A 19,403-nucleotide genomic window follows, 5' to 3' on the forward strand; every position below is an offset into this window, starting at 1 on the left:
AGGTACTACCCATGATCCGCACCCCCGCCCTCACCGCCGAGCGCTACGCCGACTGGATCGTCGGCCTCGTCCCCGGTGCCCAGGAGCTTCGCGACGAGTACGAAGCAACGCTTCCCGCCGTTGAGGATGCGAAGGTCGCAGTCCGCGATCGGATCCGTGAAGGAACTGCTCTCCGCGAGACCCAGCCCCATTCGCACGAGATCGAAGACACGTCACGGCAGACTGCGGCCTCGCAGCGGGCCCTCGACGCGGCCGAGAAGGCCTCAGAACGGGCTCGAATCCGCTTCGAGCGAGCCGTCGATGCCGGACGATCCACCGACGCCATTCGCATCGAAGCCGCTCAGCGCGCTCTGGAGTACCACGCCCGCGCCGACGCCGCGATGACGGAACTTGAGGCCACGATCGACCGCGTAGACGCCGCATGGGTTCTGGCAGGACAGCCTGGCCGCTCCTGGCGCGCGAACACCTTTGGCGAATCCGGCGACGCACAGCGGCTGGCGCTTCTTGCCCTCCGTCAGCGCGTCGACGGATTCGACGTCCAGCGCGTGACCGAGGCCGCCTCCGGCGCCGAGGTGGAGCCCGAACTCCACGGCAACGCGCTCGTCCGCAAGCTCGCCGCTCAGGTCAAGGGCTCCGGCCCGATCCTCCTCGCCTCCTAGGAGCACCGTGTCCACCATCGACGAAATCGTCCGCAGCGTCACCACCGCCGCTCAGCCGCGCTACTCCATCGCCGAGCTTTCTCCCACTGAGCAGACCGTCTACACCCGCGCCGCCGAGCGCGCCGGCATGACGGTCGAACAGGCCCTCGCCCGCGACCGCGAACAGCCGACCAGCGCCCAGGCCGAGATCAGGCGGGCCGAGCAGGCTAGCCAGACCGCCCTCTCTGTCATCCGCGGGCGCCAGTTCCCTTCACTGCAAGTTCGGCAGGCGTGCTGACTCCAGGGCGCGCAGCCCCGCGTACGTGCCTTCTCGAACACCGATCGAGGAGAAGTTCCTAACGACCTCGACACCGTTACCGGTCGCCACGCTGTAGAGCTCAAGTCCAGGCAACGTAAGCATCGCCAAGAAGAACGGGGCGCTGCCGTCATCCGGCGCAGACTCAATCGCGTAGGGCGCCCCGATTAGGTCGAGTCGCACAAGACCAATTAGCGCGTGGTGCCAGGGAAACTCATCGCCAAGCAACGCCTGCATCTCGTTCAGATCACATTTGAGCTCGAGCTTATCCCGATAGGCATTCTGCCCGAGATCGACGTCGTCCCTATCGTGAAGCAGGGCCGCCCAAGCCCGGTACAAGACGTAGTGCAGGGCAATTTGGCTTGCGCTCATATCGGCTACCAGAGCAGCCCAAGGCACAGCCTGATCGGTACCGACCTTCATACTGTCCGACAAGACGCCCGAGAAGTACTCGGCCATAAGCTCGTCATCTGCGTAGGATCCCTCTTCGAGCACTCGCTTGGCCGTTCGCGCCTCCGCTGGCCCGGCTTCAGCGCCAGCCTTCCGCCTCGCCTTGCCAGCGATCCTGCCAGCGTTCTCCTGTCGCCACGGGACCCACGACGCAAGTTGCTCGCCCAAGTCATCTGCCGCAGGCCCGAAGGCCCTCTCCGCAAGCCTCGAGCCGACCTTAACGAGGTCTTTCCCAGCGAATGCACCTGCGGCAATCATCGCGGTCAGAAACGGGTCCATAGATCCTCCTTGTGTGGCACCCACCAAGGTAACCACAACGGTTGAACCAATGAAACCCGCGGCTACCGATCCCGACGGCTAGGGCTTGCTCGCCGGGCGGCTGTCCCAGTCGAAGGGACCTGGGGGGACTCCTTAGGCATCGAACTCCTGGCCCAGTACGGCATAGCGCCTTCGCCACGATGCGGGCACCTCGACCGCGACCTCGTCACCGCCCACCGCCCTCACGGCCTTGGCGTCATCGGCGAAGTCGCGGTCGAGCGACACCCAGCACCGACGGCCGCTCTCGGTAAGCAGCGGCATGCTCACTCTCCGCCACAGCCGCGGGCTCTGCGAAGTGGCGGAGCCCGAGCACCGGTAGCGCAGGTCGTACTGCGGATCACTGTCCGCGACCTCGTACAAGACGAAGAGGCCGCCGAGCCGCCGGGCTAGCTCAACAGTGGCGATCGCCTCAGGGGACACGCGTCCGCGGATCCTGGCAATCGTCGCGACCTCGTCCCTCACAGCGCCGAGGCTACCGTCAAGAATGCGGCCGTCCTTCGATATCCAGCGCGCCAGACGCCCCCGTTGCCGTCACCACTGCCGTCAGCCCCAAAACGACGAAGGCCCGATACCCGCGTCTCCGCGTAATATCAGGGCTGATCGTGCACCCCCTCGGACTTGAACCGAGAACCCACTGATTAAGAGTCAGTTGCTCTGCCGATTGAGCTAGAGGTGCGTTCCGGTCGGCTGATCGTGCGTGCCGAACCGAGGGATCACACTACCAGCGAGTCCCCCCGTCCCGTCAAATCGAGAGCCTCGGGGCCCCTCGTGAGCGGCGGGCCCACCGGTATCGTGGGCGTGTGACCCCGCAGAGCGCTGACCCGAGCTTCGATGACGACCTCCGCCTCGCCCTCCGCCTCGCGGACGCCGCGGATGCCATCTCGCGGGACCGGTTCGGCGCTCTCGACCTCGTCGTGGACACCAAACTCGACCGCACCCCCGTCACCGACGCCGACCGAGCCGTCGAGGAGGCGATTCGCTCGCTCCTCGCGGCCGAACGTCCGGCCGATGCGATCCTCGGCGAGGAGTTCGGTACCTCGGGCGAAGCCTCGCGGCAGTGGATCCTCGACCCCATCGACGGCACGGCCCACTTCCTGCGCGGCGTGCCGATCTGGGCGACCCTGATCGCGCTCGCGGTCGACGGCGTCCCCGTGGTCGGCGTGGTCTCCGCTCCCGCTCTCGGCACGCGCTGGTGGGCCGCAAAGGGCTCCGGGGCGTGGGCCGTCGAGCTGGGCGCCGACGTCGAGCCGCGCCCGCTCCACGTCTCGGGCATCGATTCCCTCTCCTCCGCGACCTTCAGCTACAACAGCATCCAGCAGTGGGACGGCGCGGGCCGGCTCCCGCAGCTGCTCGAACTCGCCGGAGCCGTCTGGCGGGATCGGGCCTATGGAGACGCGTGGCCCTACATGCTCGTCGCCGAGGGCCTCCTCGACGGTGCGGGCGAGTTCGACGTGAAGCCCTACGACCTCGCCGCCCTGGTGCCGATCGTGCAGGAGGCGGGTGGGCGCTTCAGCTCCGCCGACGGCGAGGACGGTCCGTGGCACGGCAGCGCCGTCGCGACCAACGGTCTGCTGCACGACGCGGTGCTCGCGATCGTGGCGCGGCGATGAGGAGTCGGACGGCGGCACTTGCCGGTGCGGCGCTCCTCCTGCTCCTGTCCGGCTGCTCCTCGGTCGTCGGCCCCGACGGTCCGGAGGCGGTCCGCGACGAGGGCGGGACGGTGACCGTGGCCGGTGTCACCGACGTGTTCTCCCTCCGACGCGGCGACTGCCTCGACGACCCCGGCGACAACCGGATCGCTGACGTCGACGTCGTCCCGTGCTCCGAGGAGCACGCGCTCGAGATTTTCCACTCGTTCGCGCAGCCGGGCGAGCGCTATACCAGCCGCACCACCCTGCTCGCGCAGGCCGATGCGAGCTGCGAGCCCGAGTTCGGTGCGGTGATCGGCATCGCCTACGGCGACTCCGCTCTGGAGTACCGCTCGATGGTCCCGTCCGAGGTCGGCTGGCGCCACGGCGACCGCAGCATCGTCTGCGCCGTCTTCGACCCGGACCACGACTCCACCACCGGCAGCCTCTTCGGCTCCGCGCGCTCACCCGGCCTGCCTGGGTAGCCGTTCAGCAGATTGACAGGCGACCTGCGCGAGTGCACTCTGAGGGACGACCGGTGGCGCAACGGGGCGCAGACACCGGCGGCTCAGGAGTCGACATGCAGGACCAGCACGACCAGGACCCCCTCGAGCGCTCTCGCACGGCCGAGCGGCACTGGGGCCCCGCGGACAGCCTGTTGCCGCGGCTCGACCGGCAGCGCGCGCTACTCGCAGCGGCGGACGCCCTGGCCGACGGGACGAGCCACGTGTGGTCGCGGCTCCTCCGCGACTACACCCGCACCTCCGACCGGGTCGTCTCGGTGCATGGGGACGCCGAGGCGGCGACCCTCGGCTGGCTGAAGCCGCGCGGAGTCGTCTCGCTGCTGGTCACGGAGCGCTGTGACGACGACACCGCCGCCGAGCACCTGGTGGCCGCACTCGCAGCGATGAACGCCGTGACTCTCACCGTGGACGACGCGCGTGCCACACGGCTGCGCCCACTGCTCGATGTGCTGCACCAGCACCTGCCCGATGCCTTCGCCGAACTGGCGGTGGATCGCCGTGCGCCCTACCCGGCGGGGGCCGCCGTAGCCGTCCTCGCTCCGGGCACCTTCTACCGCGCCTGGGCACCCCCGCTGGCCCTCGCCCCCGTGCACGATGACGACGACCGCCTCGCGCTGCTCACGCTCTACGGCAGGGTCCGGCAGCTCGACGTGCGCCCTTCGTAGGCGGGACGGACCACAACTCCCAATGTGCGACGACGACCGATGGTGGAGATGGGGGGAATCGAACCCCCGTCCATCGCTGTGATTCTGCGCCTTCTACGGGTGTAGCCGATGAGAGCGTTCTGCTCGGCCCCGACCGTTACCACCGGCGCATCGGTCGACGGGCCCAGCCCGAGTTCGAGTCCCGCGTCGCCCTCAGGCGTAACGACGCAGCAAGTCCTCTTAATGACGCCAGGATCCGGGGCGAGGACGCACCCACGGGCTGACGGACTATCTACTCTGGCTTAGGCAGCGAGAGCGAAGTCGGTGCGCTTCTGTTCGGCACCTGTGTTTTCCAGAGATCGTTAACGAGATAACCCTGGATCCTCGACCCGCTTCTCGCAGTTTCGCAGGCAATGTCGAAACCGATCATCCCCGCGAGCACTCGGCGGCCGGAGGGCCACTGGAGTGGGTCGTTCGTCGCACACTGTGGAGTTACGAGTTCAGTCTACCTCAGCTCCGCGGGCGCTCACCCGGAGCCGGCGCAGATCGATCAGACCGAGTACCAGGGCGAGGGCGATCAGTCCGAGCGTGACGATGTAGCCGTTGCGGAAGGCGTCGTGGTACCGGTCCAGGCCCTCGGCCATCCCCTGCTCACTGGCCAGCGTCGCGAAGAAGACGGCCGAGGCGCAGGCGGTGCCGACCGCAGTGCCTACCCGCTGGCCGAGCTGGCCGACGGAGCCGGCGACGCCGCCCTGCGCTGGCGGGATCTCGGCGAGAGTGAGCGTCTGATTCGGCGACACCACGAAACCGCCGCCGGCTCCCGCGACCAGCATGGCGGCGCCCATGCCGTAGGCCGCGGTCTCGGCCGGTAGGAGCTCGGCGGCGAGCAGCACCAGCGTGAATCCGATGACCACCAGCACAATGCCCAGCACCACCAGTGCACGTCCGTAGCGCTGCACCAGCTTGCCGCCGTACCAGGCGGTCACCGCCGAGGTCAGCGCGAACGGGATACTCACCATGCCCGCGAACACTGGCTCGAGCCCGAGCCCCTGCTGCAGGAAGAGCGTCGTGAGGAGGAAGGTCGCCGGGATCGCGGCGAAGTAGGAGGTCGCGACCAGGATGCCGTTCCGATACGAGCTGGTCCGGAAGATCCGGAAGTCGATGACCGGCGTCCGCCCCGACGCCGCGTAGTGCGACTCCCAGCGCACGAAGACGGCAGCGGCCACCGCGGCGAGAACCAGCCAGAACCAGCGGAACGGCGAGTCGCTCGAGGAGCCGGTCGTGAGAAGGAACGGCAGCATGAACGCAAAGATCGCGACCGCGAGCAGGAGCAGCCCGATCGGATCCAGAGACCTGTCGCCTTCCGGCGCCGAGCGCTTCGTCGGGATGAGCTTCCACGCGAAGACGAGGGCCGCGATCCCCAGCGGGATGTTCATCCAGAAGAGCAGGCGCCAGCCGTCCTGCTCACCGCCGATCGCGATCAGGAGACCGCCGAGCGTCGGGCCGAAAGCGGTCGAGAGGCCGATAGTCGCGCCGAAGACCCCGAAGGCCCGGGCGCGCTCGGCCCCGGTGAACATCTGCTGCACCAGCCCGAGCACCTGCGGCATCTGGATGCCCGCGGCGACGCCCTGCAGAAAGCGCGCCACGACGAGCATCTCGATCGAGGGGGCGACCGCGCAGAGCAGGCTCGTGATGGTGAACGCGCTCAACCCGATCAGGAACAGGAGCCGCCGCGAGCGGATATCACCGAGCCGACCGGCCGGCACGAGGGCCAGGCCGAAGGCGAGCGCGTAGCCCGCGACGATCAGCTGCAGCTGGCTGGCGTCCGCGCCGAGCGAGCGCTCGATCGACGGCAGGCCGACGTTGACCTTCGAGAGGTCGAGGATCGTGATCGCCGCCACGCCGACGCTGACCGCGAAGGCGCGCCAGCGGGTCTTCTCGTCGGCTGCGCTCAGGGCGGCGGGGGCACTGATTTCGGGAGGACACACGAAATCCAGTGTCTCAAAGAGACAGGCGCAACGGAGAGGCTTGCGCCACACCCGTCGGACATCGTCCGGACGGCGCCCCTAGTCGCCGAGGCGGCGGCGGGTCGCCATCGCGCGATCCGCCTCGCGGCGGTCCTGGCGCTCGCGGAGCACCTGGCGCTTGTCGTAGTCCTTCTTGCCCTTGGCCACGGCCAGCTCGACCTTGGCCTTGCCGTCACTGAAGTAGAGCGAGAGCGGGATCAGCGTGTACCCGCCCTCCTTCACCTTGTTGTGGATCTTGAGGATCTGCGCCTTGTGCAGCAGCAACTTGCGCTTGCGGCGCGGCGGATGGTTCGTCCAGGTGCCCTGCGCCCACTCGTTGATGTGCACGGCGTCGAGCCAGGCCTCTCCCCCGTCGACGAACGCGTAGCCGTCGACCAGCGAGGCGCGGCCGGCCCGGAGAGACTTCACCTCGGTGCCGGTGAGCACGAGGCCTGCCTCGTAGGTGTCCTCGATGAGGTAGTCGTGCCGCGCCTTGCGGTTGGTTGCGACGACCTTCTGTCCCTGTTCTCTGGGCACGGCTGCTCCTCGGGTCGCGAGCGGATGAAGTGGGGCGGGCATCATCGGGGTGATGCACCGGTGGGCCGCCCCGAACGGGACAGCCCACCAGTATACGTCCCGAGGCGGATCAGACCCGCAGATACCGCGCGATCGCCACGTTCGCCGAGACGGCAGCCAGGATGATCCCGACCACGATCAGGATCGGCACGACGACGAGCGCATCGTCCAGACCCACGAATGAGGTGAGCGGGATCCGGTACGCGAGGAAGCCCTGCACGAAGAACTGCACGATCCCGACCACCGCGACCCCCGCGAGGACCGAACCGACCAGTGCGGCGAAGACCCCCTCGAGGATGAACGGGGTTTGGATGAATCGGTTCGAGGCCCCCACGAGCCGCATAATGCCCAGCTCCCGTCTCCGCGAGAACGCCGAGAGGCGGATCGTGGTGGCGATGAGCAGCACGGCCGCGACAAGCATCAGCACCGCGATGCCGATCGCGGTGTAGCTGGCCGCATTGAGGATCGAGAAGATCTGGTCGAGGTACCGCCGCTGATCGGTGACGCTCTCGACTCCGGAGACGCTGGAGAGGCTCTCGACGATCACCTCCGACTGGGTCGGGTCCTTCAGGTTCACCCAGAACGTCTGGTTGAGCAGGTCGGGAGTGACGTATTCCGCGACCGGATTGCCCGCGAACTGCTGCTGGAAGTTCGCGTAGGCCTGGTCGTGGTTCTCGAAGTAGGAACGGTCGATGTACGGGGCGAGTGTCGGTCCCTCGAGCTGGCTCTGCACCGAGTCGATCTGCTCCTGGGTGGCGTCGGAGCCGCTGCAGTTCGAGCCGCCCGAGGTAGCGGTGCACAGATAGACCGCGACCTGTGCCTTGTCGTACCAGAAGTTCTTCATCTGGCCGATCTGCATCTGCAGCAGGATCGCCGTGCCGACGAAGGTGAGGGAGATGAAGGTCACCAGAATCACCGAAACGACCATGGAAATGTTGCGACGGAGGCCGCTCGCGACCTCCGACCAGATCAGTGCGAATCTCACTTGACGGGTCCTACGTTCTGCTGGTCGTCGCCGGTCTCGTCGCCCTCGCCCGCGTGTGCGCGGAGGCCCAGGCGCGCGGCCAGTGACTCCTCGGGCAGGGCGCCGGTGTCGGCGGGGAGGAAGATCGGACCGGTCTGGCTCTGCAGCTCGACCACGCGGGCAGTGGTCGGGCTCTCCTGAGCGGGCTCCGGCTCGTGCTCGGGCTCTGCCGGGACGGCGGCTGAGCGGCGACCCTCGGGGACGCGGGGCTGCGCGGCGGTCTGCGAGAGGTAGGCCGGCTCCGGCGCCGCGACGGGCGCCTCCTGACGCAGGTCGAGCTCGGGGACCTCGGTAGGCGCGAGCTCGCTGTCGATGATCGCCGGGGGCGACGGGTGCTCGGGGACCGCGTGGTCGTCGGCCGCCACGACCACGACGCCGTCGTGGACGACCGTGATGCTCTCGGTCTGACCGTAGCCACCCTTGCTCTCGTCGCGGACGATGCTGCCGGCCGAGAGCTCGATCACGCGGCGCTTCATCTGATCGACGATGCCGGCCTCGTGGGTGGCCATGATCACGGTGGTGCCGCCGGCGTTGATCCGCTCGAGGAGCGCCATGATGCCGGCGCTCGTGGTGGGGTCGAGGTTTCCGGTGGGCTCATCGGCCAGGAGGACCGCCGGCTTGTTGACGACGGCGCGGGCGATCGCCACGCGCTGCTGCTCACCGCCGGAGAGCTCGTGCGGCAGACGCGACGCCTTGCCGGCGAGGCCGACCATTTTGAGCGTGTCGGGGACGGCCTCCTGGATGTAGCCCTTGGACTTGCCGATCACCTGGAGGCTGAACGCGACATTGTCGAAGACGGACTTGTTGGGCAGAAGCCGGAAGTCCTGGAACACCACGCCCATGTTGCGGCGGAAGTAGGGCACCTTGCGGCTCGAAATCTTGCCGAGGTTCTGCCCGAGCACGTGGATCGACCCGGTGGAGGGGCGCTCCTCCTTGAGGATCAGGCGGAGGCAGCTGGACTTGCCGGAGCCGGAGGCGCCGACGAGGAAGACGAACTCGCCCCGGAGGATCTCGAGATCGATGGCGTTGAGGGCGGGTCTCGTGCCGCCCCGATACTGCTTGGAGACGTTGTCGAAGCGAATCATGTCGGTACGAGGGTAAGCGACGATCCCGAAGAGTCCGCCGAGAGCGCGTGCGGCGCGTCGATGCAGACGCGCACGTGGCGCGCTACGCCGATTTGCGCCAGCGAATCCCCGCGGCGATGAAGCCGTCGAGGTCCCCGTCGAACACGTGCGAGGGGTTGCCGACTTCGTGGTCAGTGCGCAGATCCTTGACCATCTGGTAGGGAGCGAGCACGTAGCTGCGCATCTGGTCGCCCCAGCTCGCGGTGATGGTGCCGGCCAGCTCCTTCTTGGTGGCCGCCTCCTGCTCCTTCTGCAACAGCAGCAACCGCGACTGGAGCACGCGCATCGCCGCCGCGCGGTTCTGGATCTGGCTCTTCTCGTTCTGCATCGACACCACGGTGCCGGTGGGTAGGTGGGTGAGGCGCACGGCGGAGTCGGTGGTGTTCACCGACTGGCCGCCAGGGCCGGAGGAGCGGAAGACGTCGACGCGAATGTCGTTGTCCGGGATCTCGATCGCCTCGGTCTCCTCCATGAGCGGGATGACCTCGACGGCAGCGAAGGAAGTCTGGCGCTTGCCTGCGGCACCGAAGGGGCTCATCCGCACCAGGCGGTGGGTGCCGGCCTCGACCGAGAGCGTGCCGAAGGCGTACGGCGCGTCGATCTGGAAGGTGGCCGACTTGATGCCCGCCTCCTCCGCATAGCTGGCGTCCATCACGGTCGCGGCGTACTTGTGCTTCTCGGCCCAGCGCAGATACATCCGCATGAGCATCTCGGCGAAGTCGGAGGCGTCCACGCCGCCCGCTCCCGCGCGGATGGTGACGACGGCCGGGCGGTCGTCGTACTCGCCGTCGAGCAGGGTCTGCACCTCGAGCTCGCCCATGACCTTCTGGAGCGACGCGAGCTCGGCGATCGCCTCCTGCTCGGATTCCGCATCCTCCGCCTCGTTCGCCATCTCGACGAGCACCTCGAGGTCGTCCAGGCGCCGGTCGATCGCGGTGATCCGCGCGAGCTCGGACTGACGGTGGCTGAGCGCGCTCGTCACTTTCTGCGCGTTGGCCGTGTCGTCCCAGAGGTCGGGGACGCCCGCCTGCTCGCTCAGCTCGGCGATCTTCGAGCGCAGGCCCTCCACATCGATGACGGCGCGGATGTCGGCGAAAGTGGAGCGGAGAGCAGTGATGTGCTCGGTGAAATCGTTGTCCAGCATGGTGAGCCCAGACTACCGGGGGCCGGCGGCCGCCCTGAGGCTCGGGCGTACGCTGAGGACGGTGACCAGCACCGCTTCGCTCCCCTTCCCGTGGGGCCGCTGCTGCTGTCGACCTTCCTGCCCACCCTGCTGTTCTCGATCGGCGAGGGCGCGATCATCCCGCTGCTGCCGGCCGCCGCCGGCGACCTCGGCGCGACGCTAGCACTGGCCGGCCTCGTGGCGGGGTCAGCCCTGAACGCCCCCGCGAGTGCGCTCAGCGCGCGGGCGCGGTGGCTGATCGGGCCATTCCTCTCGGCGGGAGCGATACACCTCACCGGATCCGTCGAGTCGGTGTTCTGGGTGCACCTCCTCTGCTGCGTCGCGGCCGTCGTGGTGCTGCTGCTGGTGCCGGACCCGGCGACGGTGCTGCGGCGGGCGCAGCGCGAGCACCGCGGGGTCCTCGCGTGGATGGGCTCCGGTGCTGCCGTGATCGGGGCGCTGCGGGCAAGCCGCACGCTGATCCTTCCGCTCTGGGCGGTGAGCATCGGGCTCGCCGACACTGGCATCGCGATCATCGTCGGCATCGCTGGCGCCCTCGACTTCGCCCTGTTCTTCTTCGGCGGGCAGCTGATGGACCGCTTCGGCCGGGCCGCCACCGCGATCCCCTCGATGATCGGGTCGGGGTTGGGACACCTGGCGCTCGCCGCCTCGCTGCTCGCCGCCGATCCGGCTCCGTTCCTCGGCGCGTTCCGATTCACGGGTGACGCAGGGAACGCCGCCGCTCCGATCGTGGTCTCGGCCCTCACGGCCCTGGTGTCACTCCCCTTCGCCGCCGTCGCGATGGGCGTGCTCGAACTCGGCGGGCCGGTGTTCTTGCCCGCGGGATCCCGCGCTCTCTGCCGCCGACCGCCCCTCGCGGCTGAGGCGCTGCGACCTCTCTCCTACACTGGAGCCCGCACGCGGGAGTGGTGGAATGGCAGACACGCAGGATTTAGGTTCCTGTGCCGAGAGGCGTGAGGGTTCGAGTCCCTCCTTCCGCACGGGATCGGCCGGTACGCTGAGCGCGCTCGCGTGACCGCCCACCGGCCACCGGCACCTGTCGACTGGAGATCCGTTGAACCACGCCGCCCTCGTCCCCTGGCTCGATCCGGAGACGATCCTGACCTCCTTCGGCCCCTGGGGCGTGCTCGTGGTCTGCCTCATCGTCTTCGCCGAGACCGGGCTGCTGATCGGCTTCCTCTTCCCGGGCGACACGCTGCTGATCATCACGGGCCTGTTAGCGCACGAGAATGCGTCCAAGGGCGGCCTCGGCGTCCCGATCTGGCTGATCTGCCTCGCCATCGGCTTCTCGGCCTTCGTCGGCGGAGAGGTCGGCTACCTGATCGGGCACAAGGCCGGCCCGCGCATCTTCGAGCGCAAGGAGTCGGGCTTCTTCAGCATCGAGAATGTGAAGCGGACCAACGCGTTCTTCGAGCGCTTCGGCGGCCTGGCCGTGATCCTCGCGCGCTTCGTGCCGGTCGTGCGTACTTTCGCGCCGATCGCGGCGGGCGTGGCGCACATGAATTACCGCAAGTACAGCGTCTACAACCTGATCGGCGCCCTGATCTGGGGCAGCGGTGTGACCCTGGTCGGCTGGCTGCTCGCCTTCATCCCGCCGGTCGCCGACTTCGTCTCGCACTACATCGACGTGATCCTGATCGGCGCGGTCGCGCTCGCGCTGGTGCCCGCGCTCGGCCACTTCTTCCTGCAGCGGCGCAGAGCCGCATCGGCCATCGACCCCGAGACCGACGCGACCGAGGCGGCCGCCTACGTCCTCGACGCCGACACCCTCGACGAGCACCCGAAGCCCTGAGCTCCGCTCCCGCGAGATGCCACTTCGGTAGGCGACACGCCGACGGAGGCCTACCCAAGTGGCATCTCGCGGCGGGAGTCAGGGCGTTAGAGGCGGGTGGAGAGAGGGGTTAGTTCGGGGCGCAGGGCCCTGAAGGCGCGGGCGCGGTGGCTGCGGGCGTTCTTCTGCTCGGGAGCGAGTTCGGCGGCGGTGAGCGCACCCGCCTCCGGGACGAAGACCGGATCGTAGCCGTGGCCGTTCGTGCCGCGGGGAGCCGTCGCGATCACTCCGTCCCAGCGACCCTCGACCACCGTTTCCCGTCCCCCGGGGAGCACCGAATCGGGCACGACGAGCGCGATGGTGCAGCTGAAGTGCGCGCCGCGGTGCTCGGCCTTCACATCGTGCAGCTGCGCCAGGAGGAGCTGAAGATTGGCACTCGCGTCGTGCGCGCGCCCCGACCAGCGGGCCGAGAAGATGCCGGGGGCGCCGCCGAGCACGTCGACGCAGATCCCGGAGTCGTCCGCCAGCGCGACGAGGCCGGTGTGCGCCGCCGCCGCGCGCGCCTTGATCAGCGCGTTCTCCGCGAAGCTCACACCGTCTTCGACCGGTTCGGGACCGTCGTAGGCGCGGACGCCCACTCCGGGGAGGGCGCCGGCCAGCATCGCGCGGAACTCCTCCACCTTGCCCGCGTTGTGCGTAGCGAGGACGACGTCCAGGCTCATGCGCCGGGCTCCGCGGCGAGCGCCTCGGCCTGAATGCGCGCGAGATCGGAGGCACCGGCGACAGCGAGATCGAGCAGCGCGTCGAGTTCGCGGCGGTCGAACGGGGCCCCCTCGGCGGTGCCCTGCACCTCGACGAACAGGCCACGGCCGGTGACGACGACGTTCATGTCGGTCTCGGCGCGGACGTCCTCGACGTAGGCCAGATCGAGCATGGGCACACCGTCGATGATGCCGACGGACACCGCCGAGAGGCTGTCGATCAGCGGCTGCGCCTTCTGCCCCACGTACTTCTTGCCGCGGGCCCACTCGATCGCATCAGCCATCGCCACGTAAGCGCCGGTGATCGCCGCGGTGCGGGTGCCCCCGTCGGCCTGGAGGACGTCGCAGTCGAGGACGAGGGTGTTCTCGCCAAGCGCCTTCGTGTCGACCACGGCGCGCAGGCTCCGGCCGATCAGCCGCGAGATCTCGTGGGTGCGCCCACCGACCTTGCCCTTGACGGACTCGCGATCCATCCGAGAGTTGGTGGAGCGGGGCAGCATCGCGTACTCCGCGGTGACCCAGCCCTTGCCCTTGCCCTGCAGCCAGCGCGGCACACCGGAGGTGAAGGAGGCGGTGCAGAGCACCTTCGTGTTCCCGAACGAGATCAGCGCCGAGCCCTCGGCCTGGGTGCTCCAGCCGCGCTCGATCGTCACGGTGCGCAGCTCGTCGGGCGCGCGCCCGTCCTTGCGCGTGGCCTTCGATGCGGTGCTGTCGCTCACTCGGGTCTCCCTCGATCGTGCGGGAGCGCGGCCCGGTCGAGCTCGCGCAGGTTGATGGTGCCGGTCTCGACGAGATGGACGCTCGAGACCTCCGGGCCGAGGAAGCGGCGGGCGAGGCGGACGAAGTCACTCGACCCCGTCTCCTCCCACCGGTATGCGGGCAGCTCGGCCGAGGTGCGCTGCAGGCCGTGCGCCACGAGCGTGCGGTAGACGTCGAGCGCGGTCTCCTCGGCGCTCGAGACGAGCCGGACGTCGGGCCCCATCACGTAGGCGATCGCGCCGCGGAGCAGTGGGTAGTGGGTGCAGCCGAGGACGAGGGTGTCGACTCCCGCGGCCTTCAGCGGCGCGAGGTACTCCTCTGCGACGGCGAGCAGCTCGTCACTCCAGGTGACTCCCGCCTCGACGAACTCGACGAATCTCGGGCAGGCGGCGGTGAACAGCTGCAGGTCGGGGGCGGCGACGAAGGCGTCGTCGTAGGCGCGGGAGCGGATGGTGCCGACCGTCCCGATCACGCCGACGCGGCGGTTGCGGGTGTCGCGCACGGCGCTGCGCACGGCGGGCTGGATGACCTCGATCACGGGGATGCCACGGCCCAGCGTGTAGCGCTCGCGCGCGTCGCGCATCATCGCGGCGGAGGCGGTGTTGCAGGCGATGACCAACAGCTTCGCCCCCTGATCGACCAGCGTGTCGAGCGTGTCGAGGGCGTAGGCGCGGACGTCGGCGAGCGGCTTGGGGCCGTAGGGCGAGTGCGCGGTGTCGCCGAGGTAGACGATCGACTCGTTCTGCAACTGATCGATCACGGAGCGGGCGACGGTGAGCCCGCCGACTCCGGAGTCGAAGATGCCCAGCGGTGCGTCCGTCACGGGGGAACAGCCTACCCGCGCCCCGGGCGACCGGCTCGGGGCGACACCGGCGAATCGTCGGCCGGGCACGCGCAGGCCCCCCTCCTCCGACCGCCGTCGTCGTGGAACACTGTCCGGATGGATTCGACGGCCTTCCTCACCGACCGCTACGAGCTCACGATGGTTGAGGGCGCCCTTGGCAGCGGCACCGCCGATCGCCGCTGCATGTTCGACGTGTTCGCCAGAAGCCTCCCGCCCGGACGCCGCTACGGCGTGCTCGCCGGCACCGGACGCCTCCTGGAACTGATCTCCCGCTTCCGCTTCGGCGACGAGGAGCTGTCCTGGCTCCGGGAGAACCGCGTCGTCGACTCCCGCACGCTCGACTGGCTGGCCGACTACCGCTTCCGCGGCGATGTCTGGGGATACCGCGAGGGCGAGGTCTACCTGCCGGGCTCCCCCGTCCTGATCGTCGAGGCGCCCTTCGCCGACGGCGTCCTGCTGGAGACCCTGGTGCTCAGCGTCCTCAACCACGACAGCGCCGTGGCGAGCGCCGCAGCCCGGATGGTCTCGGCCGCCGACGGCCGCCCGCTCGCCGAGATGGGCTCGCGCCGCGCCGGCGAGCGCTCGGCCGTGGCCGCGGCCCGCGCCGCGTACATCGCCGGGTTCAGCGCCTCCTCGAACCTGGAGGCGGGCCGCAGCTTCGGCGTGCCCACGATGGGCACCTCGGCGCACTCCTTCACCCTCCTGCACGACTCGGAGGAGGAGGCGTTCCGCGCGCAGGTCGCGGCGCTCGGCCCCGGCACAACCCTCCTGGTCGACACCTACGACGTGACAGCCGCCGTCGACCTGGCCGTTCGCGTGGCGGGCACCGGCCTCGGTGCAGTGCGGATCGACTCCGGCGACCTCCCGCAGCAAGTGGCCGCCGTCCGGCAGCAGCTCGACGCCCTCGGCGCGACCGGCACTCGCATCACCGTCACCAACGACCTGGACGAGCACGGGATCGCCGCGCTCGCCGCCTCCCCGGTCGACTCCTACGGAGTGGGCACCTCGGTCGCGACCGGCTCCGGCCACCCGACAGCGGGCATGGTCTACAAGCTGGTCGCGCACGAGGACGACGCGGGCGACTGGGTCGCGGTGGCCAAGAAGTCGGTCTCGAAGGCGTCGATCGGCGGGCGGAAGGGCGCGGGCCGCCTCCTCTCGGAGGACGGCGTCGCCGAGGCCGAGGTCGTGCACGTCGGAGCTGGCCCCGAGGGTGCTCTCGGCGAGCGCGAGCGGGCGCTGCTCCTCCCGCTGATCGAGGACGGCGTGATCCGCCCCGAGCACCTCGGTCGTGAGGGAGTGGCGGCCGCCCGGGAGCACCACGCGAACGCGGTCCTCGAACTGCCACTCGATGCGCTCCGGCTCGGCCGCGGCGAGCCCGTCATCCCGACCCGCTACGAGTGAGCGCGGAGGGAGGTCACTTCATCGTCGCGTAGATCTCCTTGCAGGCCGGGCACACCGGGAACTTCTCCGGGTCGCGGCCCGGGAGCCACTTCTTGCCGCAGAGCGCTCGGACGGGCTTGCCGGTGATCGCGCTCTCGAGGATCTTGTCCTTCGGCACATAGTGGGAGAAGCGCTCGTGGTCGCCCGGCTCGATGGTGTCCTGATGGAGGAGTTCCTCGAGCTCGCGGTCGAGGGTGGCGGTTCCTCCGCCTCCCTCGAGGGGATCGGTGCTGCTGTTCTCGGCGCGCAGAATCATGCCGTCGATCCTACGCGTGGACGCTAGCGTCGATGCAGCGGAGCAGAAGGAGAACCGATGAACGTACTCTTCGTGCACGGCGCGCTGGTGCGCGACGGCGACTGGTGGTGGCGGCGAGCCGCCGCCCTGCTCGAGGAACGGACCGGCATCAGCAGCCGGGCCCTGGCGCTCCCCTCCTGCGCCGAGTCGACCGGCGACGGGGAACCCGGCCTCACCGCCGACGCCGCAGCACTGCGGGAGGCGCTGGACGGAGGCGACACGACGGTGCTCGTCGGTCACTCCTACGGCGGCACCGTCATCGCCGAGGCGGGCCGCCATCCCGCCGTCGCCGGGCTGCTGCTGATTTCCTCCTACACTCCCGAGCCCGGCCTCTCTCAGGGAGCGATCATGAGTGGCGAGCCGGATCCGGTGCGCATCGGACTGCTGCCCGACGGCTCACTGCAGATCACCGGCTACGACGCGCGGTCCTTCGCCGACCGCTTCCTCCAGGACGGCGACGAGGAGGACCGCGCGGGCGCGTGGCAGCGGGTCGGCGCGCAGGCGGCAGCCGCTTTCTCCACTCCGACCACCCGGGCGGGATGGCAGGGCGTGGACTCGACGTACCTGGTCTGCACCGAGGATCGGAGCACGAGCGTCAGGCTCCAGCGCTCCCACGCGGAGCGCGCAACACGCTCGGTGGACGTGCCGACCGGCCACCATCCGTTCCTCACCCGTCCCGACCTGGTGGTCGTCGAGCTCGAGGCGCTCGTGGGCCGCTAGTAGCGGCTGGTGAAGGCGACCAGCTCGGTCGCGCGGCGCTCGAACAGCCATCCGCCGAGCAGCACGCCGAGGGCGAAGACGACCACCGCGCTGCCCAGGCCGACGAGCACGGCGCCGCCGGCCGTCTCCGGGTCGACGAAGAGCGCCCGGATACCGAGCACCACCGCCGGCGCCGAGAGCAGCAGACCCAGACCGAACGCGAGCGACTGCGGTCCGGCGCCGCTGGATCCGGGCGCCTGCGGCTGCACGAACGCGCTGTCCCCCGGGCGCGGCGCCGGATAGGCGAGCCACGCCGAGATCGCGCTGGCGACTCCGGCGGGTACGAGCAGGAGGCAGAAGTTCACCGCGAGCACGACGGGCAGCGCCTCGGGCAGCCCCGCGGTCGCGCTGCTGATCAGCGAGCCGAACACCACCACCGGGACGCCGAGCAGGAGCGTCGGGAAGGCGCGGCCGAGCCGGTCGGACCAGCCGCGGACGCCGGCCGCGACGTGCAGCCAGAACGCGGATCCGTCGTAAGCGACATCGTTGTGCAGGAACCAGCCGAGGAACAGCGCGACCAACGGCACCGGGAGCAGCGAGAGCACCGGGAAGGGCACGCCGACAACGGCGAGCAGAAGCAGGGCCGCAACCGGTAACACCGGAACCGCGATGAGCGACGCCTGGTAGCGGGGGTCCCGCAGCCAGTAGGTGATGCTGCGCGCCGCGATCGCTCCGGTTCGGGTCGAGGCGAGCAGGTCGAACCAGCCCAGGCGCAGTCCGCGCGGCGGTCGGTGCGTACGCTCGGGGCGCCCGGTCAGCGTGCGGACGACGAGCCACCACAGCGCGCCGGCGGCCACGAGCGTGAGCAGGGCGAGCAGAAGCGCACCGAGCGGGTCGCCGGTCTGGGCGGCCGGCGCGAGCGCCCAGGCGGCGCCGAACGGAGTGGTTCCCATCATCGCACCCCAGCGCTCGAGCACCGGGGTGTCCCCCGTATCGAGCAGCGCTGCGGCAGCGAGGGAGGCGGGGCCGCCGAGTAGCAGCACTAGGCCGAGCACGGCGAGCAGCTCACGGGCGGTCCGGGAGGGTACGAGCGCGGCGGAGGCGGCGAGGCCGATCCGCGCGAGCAGCGACGTCGTCGCCACCGCGAGCAGCGGACCGATCACGGCGAAGGCGCCGGCGCTGGGGAACAGAGCGGCAGTGGCCAGCCCGACCACCAGCAGAGCGAGCGTCGGCACCGAGACCAGACCGGCCAGGGCGAGCGCGCCCGCCAGCCGCAGCGGCGGCAGCGAAAAGAGACGGAAGGCGCGCGGATCCATCGGGTCGAGCGGGCCGAGCAGGAAGGGCAGCACCAGGAAGCCGACCGTCACCAGCCCGCCGGCCGTCACCACGGCGCCGCCGGCCGTGTCGGAGGAGCGCAGCGCACCGAGCGCCCCGAGCAGCAGCGCCGTCACCGCGACGACCACGAGCACGCCGAGCACCGCCCCTGCCGAGCGCGCGGGTCCGGAGCGGAACGCGCCGCGGAGGACGTCGATCCTCAGCCGGAGAAGTCGTGCAACCACTGAAGCCCCTCGGCGATCTGCTTGCCTCCCGCGAGCTCGAGGAAGCGCTCCTCCAGCGTCGCGGTGCCCGCGACTTCGGCGACCGGCCCGGAGGCGAGCACCCGCCCACCGACGATCACGGCCACGTCGTCGCAGACGCGCTCGATGAAGTCGAGGCCGTGGCTGGAGAGGACCACGGTGCCCCCGCCCTCGACGAAGCGGCGCAGCACGGTGATCACGGCGGCCGAGGAGACCGGGTCGACCGACTCGAACGGCTCGTCGAGGACCAGCACGCGCGGGGCGTGGATCATCGCCCCGGCGAGGGCCACCTTCTTCGCCATGCCGGCGGAGTAGTCCGAGATCAGGCGCTCCAGTGCGTCGGTGAGGCTCAGCGCTTCGGCCAGCGCTGTCGTGCGCTGCTTCGCGGTGGCGAGGTCGATGCCGCGCAACGCCGCCGAGTAGGCGAGGAATTGCGCGCCGGTGAGCCGGTCGAACAGGCGGAGGCGGTCGGGCAGGACCCCGATCAACGGCTTCGCGGCCCTCGGGTCCTTCCAGACGTCGACGCCGTGCACGAGCACGCGTCCGGTGTCGGGGCGCAGCAGACCCGTCATCATCGACAGCGTGGTCGTCTTGCCCGCGCCGTTCGGGCCGATGATGCCGTAGAAGGTTCCCGCGCGCACGGCCAGGTCGATGCGGTCCACCGCGACCGTCCGCCCGAAGGTGCGGGTCACCTGGTGCAGCTCGAAGACGACGGGCGAGGAGCCGTCCGGATCCGCGATGCCCTGCGCGGGCTCGGCGTTCGTCGCGGACGTCATCCGGCTACGGTACCAACTCACTCGCGGCCCGCCGCCGCCGCGCCGACCGC

21 protein-coding genes, 2 tRNA genes and 1 other RNA gene are annotated in these 19,403 nt (G+C 69.9%); 9 read left to right on the plus strand and 15 right to left on the minus strand.

What is annotated here, in order from left to right; translation table 11 throughout:
- Positions 1-11: 11 nt before the first annotated feature.
- Both C5D07_RS13270 and C5D07_RS13275 read left to right on the plus strand, forming a co-directional pair.
- A complete protein-coding gene (locus C5D07_RS13270; protein WP_104259533.1) occupies positions 12-659 on the plus strand; it encodes a hypothetical protein in 648 nt (215 codons plus the stop codon).
- A gap of 7 nt (positions 660-666) precedes the next feature.
- Positions 667-936 (plus strand): hypothetical protein, encoded by a 270-nt coding sequence (locus tag C5D07_RS13275; RefSeq protein ID WP_104259534.1) that lies wholly within the window; start codon positions 667-669, stop codon positions 934-936.
- Here C5D07_RS13275 and C5D07_RS13280 read toward each other — a convergent pair.
- The 3 genes from C5D07_RS13280 to C5D07_RS13290 all read right to left on the minus strand — a co-directional run bounded on the left by C5D07_RS13280 (position 910) and on the right by C5D07_RS13290 (position 2,398).
- Complete coding sequence (locus tag C5D07_RS13280) at positions 910-1,683, minus strand: hypothetical protein (protein WP_104259535.1); 774 nt, start codon at positions 1,681-1,683, stop codon at positions 910-912. The genes C5D07_RS13275 and C5D07_RS13280 overlap by 27 nt on opposite strands.
- Positions 1,684-1,815: 132 nt before the next feature.
- Entirely contained in the window at positions 1,816-2,184 is a 369-nt protein-coding gene (locus C5D07_RS13285) for a hypothetical protein (RefSeq protein WP_104259536.1), read from the minus strand.
- A 141-nt stretch (positions 2,185-2,325) separates the two neighbouring features.
- Positions 2,326-2,398 (minus strand) — tRNA-Lys (locus tag C5D07_RS13290).
- Between the two features lie 124 nt (positions 2,399-2,522).
- Here C5D07_RS13290 and C5D07_RS13295 point away from each other — a divergent pair.
- The 3 genes from C5D07_RS13295 to C5D07_RS13305 all read left to right on the plus strand — a co-directional run bounded on the left by C5D07_RS13295 (position 2,523) and on the right by C5D07_RS13305 (position 4,539).
- Positions 2,523-3,332 carry an inositol monophosphatase family protein gene (locus C5D07_RS13295; protein WP_068252139.1) on the plus strand — a complete coding sequence of 270 codons (810 nt, stop codon included), beginning with the start codon at positions 2,523-2,525 and terminating at the stop codon, positions 3,330-3,332.
- The gene (locus C5D07_RS13300) at positions 3,329-3,835 is read left to right on the plus strand and encodes a septum formation family protein (protein WP_104259537.1); all 507 of its coding nucleotides are present in this window, start codon (positions 3,329-3,331) and stop codon (positions 3,833-3,835) included. Before C5D07_RS13295 ends, C5D07_RS13300 begins: the two co-directional genes overlap by 4 nt.
- Positions 3,836-3,930: 95 nt before the next feature.
- Positions 3,931-4,539: a hypothetical protein gene (locus C5D07_RS13305; protein WP_104259538.1), complete on the plus strand. Its 609-nt coding sequence runs from the start codon at positions 3,931-3,933 to the stop codon at positions 4,537-4,539.
- Between the two features lie 40 nt (positions 4,540-4,579).
- On the opposite strand, the gene ssrA is transcribed toward C5D07_RS13305, so the two are convergent.
- From ssrA to prfB, 6 genes are all read right to left on the minus strand, one after another.
- Positions 4,580-4,952: a transfer-messenger RNA gene (gene ssrA / locus C5D07_RS13310) on the minus strand.
- Positions 4,953-5,018: 66 nt separating this feature from the next.
- Positions 5,019-6,506: an MFS transporter gene (locus C5D07_RS13315; protein ID WP_104259539.1), complete on the minus strand. Its 1,488-nt coding sequence runs from the start codon at positions 6,504-6,506 to the stop codon at positions 5,019-5,021.
- A gap of 78 nt (positions 6,507-6,584) precedes the next feature.
- Positions 6,585-7,061: an SsrA-binding protein SmpB gene (smpB, locus tag C5D07_RS13320; RefSeq protein WP_068252130.1), complete on the minus strand. Its 477-nt coding sequence runs from the start codon at positions 7,059-7,061 to the stop codon at positions 6,585-6,587.
- Between the two features lie 109 nt (positions 7,062-7,170).
- Entirely contained in the window at positions 7,171-8,085 is a 915-nt protein-coding gene (ftsX, locus tag C5D07_RS13325; protein ID WP_068252127.1) for a permease-like cell division protein FtsX, read from the minus strand.
- Positions 8,082-9,209 (minus strand): cell division ATP-binding protein FtsE, encoded by a 1,128-nt coding sequence (gene ftsE, locus C5D07_RS13330; RefSeq protein WP_068252124.1) that lies wholly within the window; start codon positions 9,207-9,209, stop codon positions 8,082-8,084. The genes ftsX and ftsE overlap by 4 nt, the downstream gene beginning before the upstream one ends.
- Positions 9,210-9,291: 82 nt before the next feature.
- The gene (prfB, locus tag C5D07_RS13335; protein ID WP_104259540.1) at positions 9,292-10,392 is read right to left on the minus strand and encodes a peptide chain release factor 2; all 1,101 of its coding nucleotides are present in this window, start codon (positions 10,390-10,392) and stop codon (positions 9,292-9,294) included.
- A 938-nt stretch (positions 10,393-11,330) separates the two neighbouring features.
- Here prfB and C5D07_RS13345 point away from each other — a divergent pair.
- Positions 11,331-11,411: transfer RNA gene (locus tag C5D07_RS13345), tRNA-Leu, on the plus strand.
- 74 nt (positions 11,412-11,485) lie between these two features.
- The gene (locus C5D07_RS13350) at positions 11,486-12,223 is read left to right on the plus strand and encodes a DedA family protein (protein WP_104259541.1); all 738 of its coding nucleotides are present in this window, start codon (positions 11,486-11,488) and stop codon (positions 12,221-12,223) included.
- An 86-nt stretch (positions 12,224-12,309) separates the two neighbouring features.
- Here C5D07_RS13350 and rdgB read toward each other — a convergent pair whose 3' ends face one another.
- Genes rdgB through murI form a run of 3 tightly spaced genes read right to left on the minus strand, consistent with a single transcriptional unit; the run spans position 12,310 to position 14,545 of the window.
- Complete coding sequence (rdgB, locus tag C5D07_RS13355) at positions 12,310-12,924, minus strand: RdgB/HAM1 family non-canonical purine NTP pyrophosphatase (RefSeq protein ID WP_104259542.1); 615 nt, start codon at positions 12,922-12,924, stop codon at positions 12,310-12,312.
- The gene (gene rph / locus C5D07_RS13360) at positions 12,921-13,682 is read right to left on the minus strand and encodes a ribonuclease PH (RefSeq protein WP_068252114.1); all 762 of its coding nucleotides are present in this window, start codon (positions 13,680-13,682) and stop codon (positions 12,921-12,923) included. Before rph ends, rdgB begins: the two co-directional genes overlap by 4 nt.
- Positions 13,679-14,545, minus strand: a complete 867-nt coding sequence (gene murI, locus C5D07_RS13365; protein ID WP_068252112.1) for a glutamate racemase — start codon at positions 14,543-14,545, stop codon at positions 13,679-13,681. Before murI ends, rph begins: the two co-directional genes overlap by 4 nt.
- A 117-nt stretch (positions 14,546-14,662) precedes the next feature.
- On the opposite strand from murI, the gene C5D07_RS13370 reads away from it, so the two are divergent.
- Positions 14,663-15,967 carry a nicotinate phosphoribosyltransferase gene (locus C5D07_RS13370; RefSeq protein ID WP_104259543.1) on the plus strand — a complete coding sequence of 435 codons (1,305 nt, stop codon included), beginning with the start codon at positions 14,663-14,665 and terminating at the stop codon, positions 15,965-15,967.
- A 13-nt stretch (positions 15,968-15,980) separates the two neighbouring features.
- On the opposite strand, the gene C5D07_RS13375 is transcribed toward C5D07_RS13370, so the two are convergent.
- Positions 15,981-16,262, minus strand: a complete 282-nt coding sequence (locus tag C5D07_RS13375; protein WP_068252108.1) for a DUF3039 domain-containing protein — start codon at positions 16,260-16,262, stop codon at positions 15,981-15,983.
- Positions 16,263-16,319: 57 nt separating this feature from the next.
- Here C5D07_RS13375 and C5D07_RS13380 point away from each other — a divergent pair, with 57 nt between their 5' ends.
- Positions 16,320-17,021 (plus strand): alpha/beta hydrolase, encoded by a 702-nt coding sequence (locus C5D07_RS13380; protein ID WP_068252107.1) that lies wholly within the window; start codon positions 16,320-16,322, stop codon positions 17,019-17,021.
- Here the strand turns inward: C5D07_RS13380 and C5D07_RS13385 are convergent.
- Both C5D07_RS13385 and C5D07_RS13390 read right to left on the minus strand, forming a co-directional pair.
- Positions 17,018-18,559, minus strand: coding sequence for an ABC transporter permease (locus tag C5D07_RS13385; protein ID WP_104259544.1), 1,542 nt, complete (start codon positions 18,557-18,559; stop codon positions 17,018-17,020). The genes C5D07_RS13380 and C5D07_RS13385 overlap by 4 nt on opposite strands.
- On the minus strand, positions 18,535-19,353 hold the full coding sequence (locus tag C5D07_RS13390; RefSeq protein WP_068252098.1) for an ABC transporter ATP-binding protein: 819 nt from the start codon (positions 19,351-19,353) through the stop codon (positions 18,535-18,537). Before C5D07_RS13390 ends, C5D07_RS13385 begins: the two co-directional genes overlap by 25 nt.
- Positions 19,354-19,403 lie beyond the last annotated feature (50 nt).

Origin of the sequence: Rathayibacter tritici, from assembly GCF_002932875.1 — a bacterium.
In the GTDB taxonomy this organism is placed as follows: domain Bacteria; phylum Actinomycetota; class Actinomycetes; order Actinomycetales; family Microbacteriaceae; genus Rathayibacter; species Rathayibacter tritici.

Bases quoted from the DNA above. Each gene is read 5' to 3' on its own strand.
- C5D07_RS13270 (WP_104259533.1), top strand. From the start codon at position 12: ATGATCCGCACCCCCGCCCTCACCGCCGAGCGCTACGCCGACTGGATC.
- C5D07_RS13280 (WP_104259535.1), bottom strand. From the start codon at position 1,683: ATGGACCCGTTTCTGACCGCGATGATTGCCGCAGGTGCATTCGCTGGG.
- C5D07_RS13300 (WP_104259537.1), top strand. From the start codon at position 3,329: ATGAGGAGTCGGACGGCGGCACTTGCCGGTGCGGCGCTCCTCCTGCTC.
- C5D07_RS13305 (WP_104259538.1), top strand. From the start codon at position 3,931: ATGCAGGACCAGCACGACCAGGACCCCCTCGAGCGCTCTCGCACGGCC.
- ftsE (WP_068252124.1), bottom strand. From the start codon at position 9,209: ATGATTCGCTTCGACAACGTCTCCAAGCAGTATCGGGGCGGCACGAGA.
- prfB (WP_104259540.1), bottom strand. From the start codon at position 10,392: ATGCTGGACAACGATTTCACCGAGCACATCACTGCTCTCCGCTCCACT.
- rdgB (WP_104259542.1), bottom strand. From the start codon at position 12,924: ATGAGCCTGGACGTCGTCCTCGCTACGCACAACGCGGGCAAGGTGGAG.
- C5D07_RS13370 (WP_104259543.1), top strand. From the start codon at position 14,663: ATGGATTCGACGGCCTTCCTCACCGACCGCTACGAGCTCACGATGGTT.
- C5D07_RS13375 (WP_068252108.1), bottom strand. From the start codon at position 16,262: ATGATTCTGCGCGCCGAGAACAGCAGCACCGATCCCCTCGAGGGAGGC.
- C5D07_RS13380 (WP_068252107.1), top strand. From the start codon at position 16,320: ATGAACGTACTCTTCGTGCACGGCGCGCTGGTGCGCGACGGCGACTGG.
- C5D07_RS13390 (WP_068252098.1), bottom strand. From the start codon at position 19,353: ATGACGTCCGCGACGAACGCCGAGCCCGCGCAGGGCATCGCGGATCCG.